The 9330-nt window shown below is 49.4% G+C and carries 10 protein-coding genes and 1 riboswitch; of the genes, 3 read left to right on the top strand and 7 right to left on the bottom strand.

From position 1 onward, the window contains the following. Nucleotides 1-105: 105 nt before the first annotated feature. Nucleotides 106-603, bottom strand: coding sequence for a hypothetical protein (locus FGB90_RS15090; protein ID WP_138811661.1), 498 nt, complete (start codon nucleotides 601-603; stop codon nucleotides 106-108). 253 nt (nucleotides 604-856) lie between these two features. Here FGB90_RS15090 and FGB90_RS15085 point away from each other — a divergent pair, with 253 nt between their 5' ends. Then, nucleotides 857-1645: a metal-binding protein ZinT gene (locus FGB90_RS15085; RefSeq protein WP_438502705.1), complete on the top strand. Its 789-nt coding sequence runs from the start codon at nucleotides 857-859 to the stop codon at nucleotides 1643-1645. Between the two features lie 101 nt (nucleotides 1646-1746). Here FGB90_RS15085 and FGB90_RS15080 read toward each other — a convergent pair whose 3' ends face one another. Further along, the gene (locus FGB90_RS15080; RefSeq protein WP_138811659.1) at nucleotides 1747-2013 is read right to left on the bottom strand and encodes an alpha-hydroxy-acid oxidizing protein; all 267 of its coding nucleotides are present in this window, start codon (nucleotides 2011-2013) and stop codon (nucleotides 1747-1749) included. A gap of 167 nt (nucleotides 2014-2180) precedes the next feature. Between FGB90_RS15080 and FGB90_RS15075 the strand changes: the two genes are divergently transcribed. Continuing rightward, nucleotides 2181-2963 (top strand): YheC/YheD family protein, encoded by a 783-nt coding sequence (locus tag FGB90_RS15075; protein ID WP_138811658.1) that lies wholly within the window; start codon nucleotides 2181-2183, stop codon nucleotides 2961-2963. Nucleotides 2964-3070: 107 nt separating this feature from the next. Here FGB90_RS15075 and FGB90_RS15070 read toward each other — a convergent pair whose 3' ends face one another. The 5 genes from FGB90_RS15070 to FGB90_RS15050 form a co-directional block, all read right to left on the bottom strand. Then, on the bottom strand, nucleotides 3071-4195 hold the full coding sequence (locus FGB90_RS15070; RefSeq protein WP_138811657.1) for an alpha-hydroxy-acid oxidizing protein: 1125 nt from the start codon (nucleotides 4193-4195) through the stop codon (nucleotides 3071-3073). A gap of 12 nt (nucleotides 4196-4207) precedes the next feature. Continuing rightward, the gene (locus FGB90_RS15065; protein ID WP_138811656.1) at nucleotides 4208-4882 is read right to left on the bottom strand and encodes a methionine ABC transporter permease; all 675 of its coding nucleotides are present in this window, start codon (nucleotides 4880-4882) and stop codon (nucleotides 4208-4210) included. Next, the gene (locus FGB90_RS15060; RefSeq protein ID WP_138811655.1) at nucleotides 4872-5891 is read right to left on the bottom strand and encodes a methionine ABC transporter ATP-binding protein; all 1020 of its coding nucleotides are present in this window, start codon (nucleotides 5889-5891) and stop codon (nucleotides 4872-4874) included. The genes FGB90_RS15065 and FGB90_RS15060 overlap by 11 nt, the downstream gene beginning before the upstream one ends. 90 nt (nucleotides 5892-5981) lie before the next feature. Further along, nucleotides 5982-6794, bottom strand: coding sequence for a MetQ/NlpA family ABC transporter substrate-binding protein (locus FGB90_RS15055; RefSeq protein ID WP_138811654.1), 813 nt, complete (start codon nucleotides 6792-6794; stop codon nucleotides 5982-5984). 45 nt (nucleotides 6795-6839) lie between these two features. After that, nucleotides 6840-7943: an iron-containing alcohol dehydrogenase family protein gene (locus FGB90_RS15050; RefSeq protein ID WP_138811653.1), complete on the bottom strand. Its 1104-nt coding sequence runs from the start codon at nucleotides 7941-7943 to the stop codon at nucleotides 6840-6842. 111 nt (nucleotides 7944-8054) lie between these two features. Beyond that, a riboswitch (SAM riboswitch) is annotated at nucleotides 8055-8160 on the bottom strand. Nucleotides 8161-8644: 484 nt separating this feature from the next. On the opposite strand from FGB90_RS15050, the gene FGB90_RS15045 reads away from it, so the two are divergent. Further along, nucleotides 8645-9187, top strand: coding sequence for an excalibur calcium-binding domain-containing protein (locus FGB90_RS15045; protein WP_246056200.1), 543 nt, complete (start codon nucleotides 8645-8647; stop codon nucleotides 9185-9187). Nucleotides 9188-9330: the final 143 nt, after the last annotated feature.

The following is a 9330-nucleotide window of genomic DNA, read 5'->3' as shown; positions in this document are numbered from 1 at the left end:
CATGGTCCCAGAGGCTGGTCGGCCTTTCTTCACTTCTACTATAAAAAAATAGTAGCACAGACCATGGCCTTGGTCTGTGCTACTAATGTTAGTATGTTTTCATTCTTACATGACGACGTACAAGACAAAGAAGAGCACAATCGTAAATCCAAACGAACGGTGAACTGCTTCAGAGTATGAGTGCTTTCGTTTTCTGTTTTCAATAGAAAACACAAACAGAAAGACAAGGAACAGGAAGTAAATAATTAGACTGTAAAAAAAGGCCGTCCCTCCGCCCATCAGGTCTGACATCGGCATGGTCAGAAAAGCTGTGACCAGCGCTGTGACAGATACCAGCCCCCATACAGCTGACAGGACCGGCATCTTACTCCAGAACGGGCTTTGAAACAGGCTGTTTTCTTTCTCGGCTTCCAGAAAAAATACTGCGTAAATGCAAGTGAGAATGCCCGAGGAGATGAAGAAAATAACAAAAGATGAATTAACGGCGGTACCCCCGCCCGCTGACGCCTGTATGGACACCTGCCCTCCCGTAAACCTTTCCAGGAAGAAGACAAGCGTGACCAGCACAGCGCTGAAAAAGATCTGCCCGGCAGTATGCTTCATATGTAACCCTCCCCCACCCTTTTTTACGGTGGGTGCAGGTAAAGGGTTTCATCTCTGATGGATTACAGAGGAGAAAAAGGTGCAGTTCGCACAAGCAGAAAGGTTCGGTCAATTGGACCCATTCATCATCCTCTGCCTGTCAGGAGTGTTAATAAATTCGGTACTTATTCCCTGCATTTCATTACCGTTATTGACCAGGCAGGGTAACGGGCCTATACCCCAAATAGTAATCATTACGATTTAAACAAAAGGAGTGTCTCTAATGAAAAGATCCAAATTATATTTTACAGCTCTTACCACAACTCTCCTCCTGGCAGGATGTCAGGCTGACACCACCACTGAGGAATCAACTACTGCTCCCGAGGTTTCTGCTTCCGAAAATGGAGAGAGTGAGCCGACAGATGAGCATACTGATGTGGAAGATACCCCGGACGATGAGGATGACCACAGTCACGAAGAAGATGATCATGACCACGATCATAATCACAGTCATGATGAGGAATCACAGGCAATCTACGACGGCTACTTTGAAGACGATCAGATTGAAGACAGGGAGTTATCTGACTGGGAAGGGGAATGGCAGTCTGTTTATCCTTACTTAATGAGCGGTGAACTGGATGAAGTTATGGAACATAAAGCTGCTCTTAGTGACTCTATGACTGCTGAAGAATATACCGAGTATTATGAAACCGGCTACGAAACAGAGGTTGATTTCATCACGATCGAAGAAGACAGATTTACATTCACCAGCGACGAAGGTGAGTGGTCCGGTGCATATGTTTACGATGGTTACGAAGTTCTCACTTATGAAGCCGGCAACCGCGGTGTGCGCTTTATTTTTGAACTGGAAGAAGGCGATGAGGAAATGCCTGCCTACATTCAGTTCAGCGACCACAACATTTTTCCAACAGAAGCTGATCACTTCCACTTTTACTGGGGTGACGACCGGGACGAGCTGCTTGACGAAGTCACCAACTGGCCTACCTACTACCCAGCTGGTATGGACGGAGAGGATATAAAGACTGAAATGATTTCACACTAAATGGCCTTGATTGACTGAAGAACTCCAGCAAGGGGGCTGCTCATTTATTCAGGCAAAGATAAACCGCGGCTGGCCAGAAACGCCACCGCGGTTTTCTTCTATTATAAGGATGTCCTCTTTTTCAGAATGCTCTGGTCCAGCTGGCTGACACTTGTGGCGCCTGTCAGGGCGAGGTTTATATCAAGATCCCTGACAAGGTTCCCCAGCACTTCTCTCACGCCCTCCTCCCCAAAAGTGAGAGCGTAGGCGTAGAGCCGGCCGATTGAGACTATTTCCGAGCCATCCGGAATATTACACACTTTCTCCCACCAGTAAAATCTTCGGCTCCTCTCCTCCCCATTCCTCAAAGACCGTCTGTTTACTTCCAATCACGCTGATACCCTGTATTTAGAACCCCCGTATACTTGCTGTCAGGATAAAACCTGCAAATTCAATTAAATGGAATTACCGAATTTCTGGACTATTAAACAACCCATTTCAAAAAAAATACATACCAATGTAACAAGAACTAAACTAAAGAAAAGGTGGCTTTCACATGCCTATCAGAAATTACAGTGTTGCACGCAAATCAATGGTTAGTTATGTGCTCAGTTGTTATCCGGAAACAAGTGTTTACCTCCCCAAAACAGAAATTTTAAACAAAAAAAGTCTATCTTCTATGTTGAATTTTTACAAAAAAGTTTATATAAAGCCTGATAAAGGAGGGAAATCAAAGGGGATCATTCAGATTTCGAAAACAAGTAAAAGATTTATTCTGCTAAAAAGCAGGAAGGCTCAGAAAGAACAGTATAGTGATTTCAGTTCTTTGTGGAGAGCTGTTCTTCAACATACAAATGGAAAAAGACATATTATCCAACAGGCGATAAACAGCATTACTAAAGATGGCAGGCAATTTGATCTTCGATGTCACGTTATTCGCGTAAACGGGGTTTGGACTGTAGGAGGAATTTGTGCCCGGCTCGGGCCTCAAGGGGAAATAGTGACTACCTCCCACATGGGAGGAACTCCGTGTGAACTTGATTCGCTGTTTGATAAACTGCTTGACTACACCGAAACAGAAAGAAAAGAGGTTATAAAAACATTACATGATTGTATCCTTAAAGCATCAAAAGCCGTGAGTCCAATCTATCCGAAAAACTACGAATTTGGTATAGACATTGGTCTTGATACATCAAAACGCGTTTGGATCTATGAAGTAAATAGTCGTCCTCTTATCCGGGGCAACTTCAAACGACTACCCACTAAAGAAATATACAAACGAATCCAGTCACTGAGAATACAAGCGAAAAACACTCAGAAACCACCATCATTAAATTAAATGAAATCAGTTCTTCTGCATACCCGATATTACTAAAGCAAATCTCCATGCATTTCCAACACCAAAAAACCACGGCATGCTTTTTGCATAACCGCGGTTTTCTTCTATTATAAGGATGTCCTCTTTTTCAGAATGCTCCGGTCCAGCTCGCCGACACTTGTGGCGCCTGTCAGAGCGAGACTTATATCAAGATCCCTGACAAGGTTCCCCAGCACTTCCCTCACGCCTTCCTCGCCAAAGGTGAGAGCGTAGGCGTACAGCCGGCCGATTGAGACTACATCCGCACCGAGAGCGAGGGCTTTCAGCACGTCCGATCCCCGTCTTACGCCGCCGTCAAAAAGGACCGGAATTTTCCCCTCCACAGCTTCTGCCACATCCGGGAGGGCTTCAATGGAGCTGATCGTTCCGTCCAGCTGACGGCCGCCGTGGTTGGATACGACAATGCCGTCCACGCCCCTTTCCACCGCTTCACGGGCATCCTCCGGGTGAAGTATTCCTTTTATCACGACCGGAAGCGTGGTCCATTCTTTCAGAAGGGCAATGTGCTCCCACGTGAGGCTTTCATTTAACAGGAGTGGTTCAATAGCGGCAGCCCATTCGCTGTCACCCGACTCGGGAGTGAGACTGCAGCGTTCCCTGAATACAGGATCCGCCCTGAAGTTGGCCATGCCCGCTCCTTCTTTCATGGGAAAATATCTGTTCTGCAGATCCTGCTCCCGGTACCCGAGGATCGGCGTATCCACCGTGACGACAATGGCATCGTAGCCGCACTTTTCCGCCCGGCGGACAAAGCTTTCGGCCACTTGGTCATCCGAAGGCCAGTATAGCTGGAAAAAGGCAGGCACGTTTCCTGCAGCTGCACGGATTTCTTCCATTGTATAGGAACTCACTGTGCTTGCCGTAAAGGGAATGCCGTGGGCAGCAGCCGCCCGCGCAGCGCCCACTTCCCCGTCGTGATGCAGGATCGTCTGAAACCCGACAGGAGCGAGGGCGAGCGGTGTGCGAAGGGGGATATCCCACACCTGAGTGCGAAGAGAACGGCTGCTCACGTCTCTTAGCATTCTCGGAACCAGATCCCACTGGTTAAATGCAGCCCTGTTTTGCCGGGCTGTCCCTTCGCTTCCCGAGCCGGAACGGACGTATTCGTATGGGCCCGTCGGGATTCTCCTGCCCGCCTCGTACTCCAGTGTCTCCGCTTTTGTCAAAATAGAAAAATCAGTCTCTGCTGTCACTTGCGTTCACCTCTAATCCTTTTTCAGCCAGGCGGCAGTCCGGTTACCGAGGCTCTGGATGCCCTGGACGAGAATGATGAGGAGGATTACTGTGACGATCATCACGTCTTCCTCGTAGCGCAGGTGGCCAAATCGGTAGGCCAGATCCCCAAGTCCGCCAGCACCTACAAGTCCGGCCATGGCGGTGGCGCCGATCAGACCGATGGTGGCAATCGTGAGGCCGAGGATAATGGACGGCCGCGCTTCGCGGATCATGACGTGCCAGATAATGTGGCGGGTTTTCATCCCCATCGCTTCGTACGCTTCGATAATGCCTTTATCCACCTCAAGTAGGGAATTTTCCATGAGACGGGCAATGTACGGTGCCGTGTACACGACAAGGGGAACGATAACGCCCCTTACACCCATGCTCGTTCCGACGATCAGCTGCGTAAACGGAAGAATGAAAAAGAGCAGGATGATAAATGGGATCGAACGGATCACGTTAATAAAGACGTTCAGAAACTGGTACAGATACTTGTTGTCGAGAGCTTTTCCCGGCCGTGTGAGGACGAGGATTACACCGAGAGGGAGCCCGATGACGATGGAGATGGACAGGGCGATCCCCACCATCTGGAACGTTTCGATCGTTGCCTGCCAGATGTTACTGCCCCACCGGTCGATAAATTCTGCTGGATTAAACGTCATCGAGATTCACCTCCTCCACCTGTACGCCGGCGTCTTTTAGTGCCTCGATGGCTTTCGGTGCATCGGTTTCACCTGAAATATGAACGATCATCCGGCCGTAGGATTCGTCCTTCATCTGAACGATGTTGCCGGACAGGATGTTCGTGTGTACGTCGAAGCGTTTGACGATTTCCGACAGCACCGGCTGTCCGGTGGAATGGCCCACGAAGGAAAGCTTGACGATCGGCCCTTTTCCGGCAATCGTTTTGAGCATCGATTCCGGTGCTTCGATCGGGAACTGGCTGTCGATGAACTTTTTTGTGGTCGGATGGGCGGATTGTGCGTACACATCGATCACGCTGCCCTGTTCCACCACTTCCCCGCCTTCCATGACAGCGACCCTGTCACACACTTTCTGAATGACGTGCATCTCGTGGGTAATGAGAAGAATCGTGATGCCGAATTCCCTGTTGATCCTAAGGAGCAGGTCGAGGATCGATTCCGTCGTTTCCGGGTCCAGAGCACTTGTGGCCTCGTCGCTGAGGAGGATTTCCGGCTCGTGGGAAAGGGCCCGTGCGATGGAGACACGCTGTTTCTGACCGCCGGAAAGCTGGCCGGGATACGCATCGGATTTATCGTCCAGTCCTACTACTGCCAGGTATTTTTTTACCCGCTCGTCAACTTCGGTTTTCGAAAGTCCGGTGAGTTTAAGCGGAATTGCGATGTTTTCATAGACAGTCGCTGTTTTCAGCAGGTTAAAGTGCTGAAAGATCATTCCGATTTTCTGACGTTTTTCTCGCAGTTTTGAAGCCGGCAGCCCAGTCAGATCGGTCCCATCGATGATGACCTGGCCTTCTGTCGGTTTTTCCAGGAGGTTCACACAGCGGATCAGGGTACTTTTCCCGGCACCGCTGTAGCCGATCACGCCGAAGACCTCCCCTTTACCGACATTGAGGGAGACACCGCTTAAAGCCTGGACGGCTGATTTTTTTGAATAAAAGGTTTTTGATACGTTTTTGAGCTCAATCATGCTGTTCCCCTCTTTCTGCTGCTGAAGATCTTTTCCGTGAAAAGGGAAAAACGAGTGCTGCAGCTGCCTCAGTCATTCCCCAATCACCGATTACCAGGACGTAACGACCGATCCCTGGAATTCCTCTTCGATAAACTGCTTCACTTCTTCTGAATGGTACGCTTCAATCAGGGTCTCGATCACTGCGTCATCCTTGTTTTCCTCACGGACGGCAATGACGTTAAACCATGGCGAGTCCTCCGGTTCAATAAAGATCGAGTCCTCAGTCGGCACGTAGCCGTGTTCCACAGCAAAGTTGGTGTTGATCGTGGCTGCAGAAAGCTCATTGAGCTGACGTGGAAGCTGGGATGCTTCCAGTTCCACAAAGTTAAGGTCAAGCGGATTATCGGCGATATCGTTCACCGTCGCTTCGGTACCGGCATCTTCTTCAAGAGTGATAAGGCCTGCTTCTTCAAACAGCATCAGGGCGCGGGCACCGTTAGTCGGATCGTTCGGCAGACCGACGCTGTCACCTTCCTGAAGTTCGGAAACGTCCGAGAGCTCCTCGGAATATATGCCCATCGGGAAATTCACAGTGTCGGCAACGGACACGATATCGAGGTTCCGCTCATTGCGGAAGTTCTCCAGATACGGCGTATGCTGGAAGCTGTTGGCGTCAAGCTCCCCTTCATCGAGGGCGATGTTCGGCATCACGTATTCGGTGAAAACCTCAATCTCAATATCAAGCCCTTTGTCTGCGGCCACTTCCTGCACTTTTTCAAGAATCTGTTCGTGTGGGCCGGCTGTGACGCCGATCCTTAGCTGATCCTCAGACAGTTCCTCCCCGCTTGCGTCTGAATCTCCGCAGGCTGTAAGGGCAAGCAGTCCTGCTGCTCCGATGGTGGTAAGTAGTGATTTCTTCATGATGATCGTCTCCTTTTGTTTTAGGTGGATTACTGTTTATAAAATCTATCCTGCATGCACGCTGGAGTCAGATGCCGTTTCGGCTTCCAGATCTTCAACAGCGCGGATAATGTCAGTCTCTGTGAAGCGCTGTTGCATCTGGTGAATCGATTCGCCGGGTATGAGCACCCGTGATGCCAGGGCTTCCTTTACTTCGGCACGGTTTTTCAGTCCCAGGGCAGCCAGTGAAGAAGGGAGCCCAAGGGCGCGGTAAAACGGAAGCAGCTCCGCGATCGCCTCTGTATCCCCTTCAAGTTCAAGCTGGAGCAGGATGCCGTAGGCGACTTTTTCCCCGTGGAGGTACGACCGGGTTTCTTCAAACTGCGTCAGGGCATTGTGCACCGAGTGGGCAGCGGCAACCCTGCCGTATCTGTCACCGAGACTCCCCACAAGGCCCCCGGCAAGGATGTTGGCTTCGATTACCTTCTGCAGCGGAGAAGTGAGTTCTCCCTTTTCCGCCGCCCGAACAGCATCTTCAGCATGGTGCAGAAGGGTGTCCCGGCAGATCCGGGCGGTGCTGAGAGCCAGCGTCACCGGGATTGGCGGCTCATCGATGCCTGCCGCAAGGGCCTTCGCTTCGTACCATTTTGCCAGTGTATCGGCAATGCCTGCCCTCAGGTACTGGACCGGTGCCCTGGCAATGACATCCGGTTCCACGAGCACCAGGCGCGTCGGCCGGTCATAAACGTCAAACCTGATAAAGCGGTGCTCATCGTCATAGATAACACTGAGCCCGGTCCATGCCGCACACGTGGAGGCCAGTGTCGGGAGCAGAACAGCATCCTTTTGCAGGCGGCTGGCGGCTGCTTTGGCCAGATCAAGTACGCTTCCGCCGCCGAGCCCGATGACGGCTTCGGCGCCTGCCTGATCGGCTGCTGCGGCTGCTCTTTTTGTTTCCGCATCCGAACAGAGACCGTCGTACCTGAAGTAAGTGACTTCCGTGTTTTCAAATGACTGCAGATACGTTTCGGCTGCACGGAAGGAGCGTTCTCCGTGGACAAAAAGAACACGGCTGTACCCGTAGGTTTTCAGGTATTGTTCGATCCTGCTGAACGAACCGGGTTCACATACATATGTACCAGGCCCGGGCTGGACTGTTAGTGCAGTCATCTGTTCCGCCTCCTTTTCAGGGTGTTAAAATGCCGGGTTTTCCTCCCGGTTTCATCACTTTAAGGCAATAAAAAAACCTCTTTCAATGCGTCTGAAAGAGGAGTCATTTATACCTTATCTCTCAGAATTTGCATTCTGCAGGAAGGAGCACCTTTCCGCATGGCGGATGGTTGCTGGACGTCATCGGGCCTGGTCCCTCGGTCACTCTGGATAAGAGGTTATTTAATTAATTTTAATGTTGAGACTATTCTAGACCTGTGAGCTCCAGGTTGTCAACGGGGTTTTTCAGGGTGAAAAAACCCGGTAACGCTTACATGGTTGCAGAACCGGTGTTTTTTCAGAAGAAATTTTTTTGAAAGTGTTTTAGAACCCCTCCCCTGCCTTACGTGAAAACGATGTTAAACTTTCCTGCCGCGGCCTTTATATTCCCCGTTTATGAAATGGAGTCTGCAGGCTGTTATGTTACCAAACCAAAAGTGCATTTTACGTATCTTCCGCACTGGCTTTTTCCGCAGCTTATCTGGCTCTAAACTTCACAAAAACCAGCGTGCAGGTTAATTTACAATGAATTCTTTGTAAAGTTTCCTCGTAAAAACAGTTTTTTATCTAAATTTTCAGTTTTCTTGTTGATCTATTACTAATTCTGTGCAATACTAACTTCGAGAAATGGTATATCCTGCATAAAAAGGAGGGAAAAAGGAATGCTGAAAAAATGGGCTATAGGAATAACCAGTGTCGTACTTGTGAGTTTCGGGAGCATGTCAACGGTAATGGCTGATCATGAGGAAGGAACCGTTAACTGTGGTGATTTCAGCACTGGAGAAGAAGTCTATGAGTTTTGGACTTCTCACGGCTATAACTCTGAAAACGATCCGGAACGCCTGGATGGAGACAGTGATGGGGTGCCATGTGAAAGTCTTACATCCAGTATGGAGAGTGACTTTTTAGCCTATGAAGCTGGTGAAGACACCACAGAAGAAGAAGCTGCCGAAGAAGAGGCCACTGAAGAAGAAACTACTGAGGAAGAGGCCACTGAAGAAGAGGCCACTGAAGAAGAAGCCGCTGAAGAAGACGCCACTGAAGAAGACGCAGGTGAGGCAGCAAATGGCTCTGATGAGAGCTCAGATGACGGAGATGCTCTTCCAGTAACAGCTAATTCATATCCGATGATGCTGTTAATTGGACTCTTGGCTGCAGGTGCTGGAGCTTTCATGCTGATTCGACGTAAGGTTGTACAGGCATAATAGTCATTTCAGCTGAAAACAAAGTTTCTTACACCTTTAAAAGCCGTATTGAATTGTAATGATTCAATACGGCTTTTTATTGCCTCGATTTATAGAATAATAATTTTCCAACTATCAATAATCGCTTAAACGAAATTTAGCTG

Origin of the sequence: Alteribacter natronophilus (assembly GCF_006007885.1) — a bacterium.
GTDB classification, from domain to species: domain Bacteria; phylum Bacillota; class Bacilli; order Bacillales; family Salisediminibacteriaceae; genus Alteribacter; species Alteribacter natronophilus.
Note: the sequence above shows the minus strand (reverse complement) of the source record. Positions and strands in the feature narration are given on the sequence as shown.

Coding starts and splice junctions, on each gene's coding strand:
- FGB90_RS15050 (WP_138811653.1), bottom strand. CDS start 7,943: ATGACTGCACTAACAGTCCAGCCCGGGCCTGGTACATATGTATGTGAA.
- FGB90_RS15065 (WP_138811656.1), bottom strand. CDS start 4,882: ATGACGTTTAATCCAGCAGAATTTATCGACCGGTGGGGCAGTAACATC.
- FGB90_RS15060 (WP_138811655.1), bottom strand. CDS start 5,891: ATGATTGAGCTCAAAAACGTATCAAAAACCTTTTATTCAAAAAAATCA.
- FGB90_RS15055 (WP_138811654.1), bottom strand. CDS start 6,794: ATGAAGAAATCACTACTTACCACCATCGGAGCAGCAGGACTGCTTGCC.
- FGB90_RS15075 (WP_138811658.1), top strand. CDS start 2,181: ATGCCTATCAGAAATTACAGTGTTGCACGCAAATCAATGGTTAGTTAT.
- FGB90_RS15090 (WP_138811661.1), bottom strand. CDS start 603: ATGAAGCATACTGCCGGGCAGATCTTTTTCAGCGCTGTGCTGGTCACG.
- FGB90_RS15045 (WP_246056200.1), top strand. CDS start 8,645: ATGCTGAAAAAATGGGCTATAGGAATAACCAGTGTCGTACTTGTGAGT.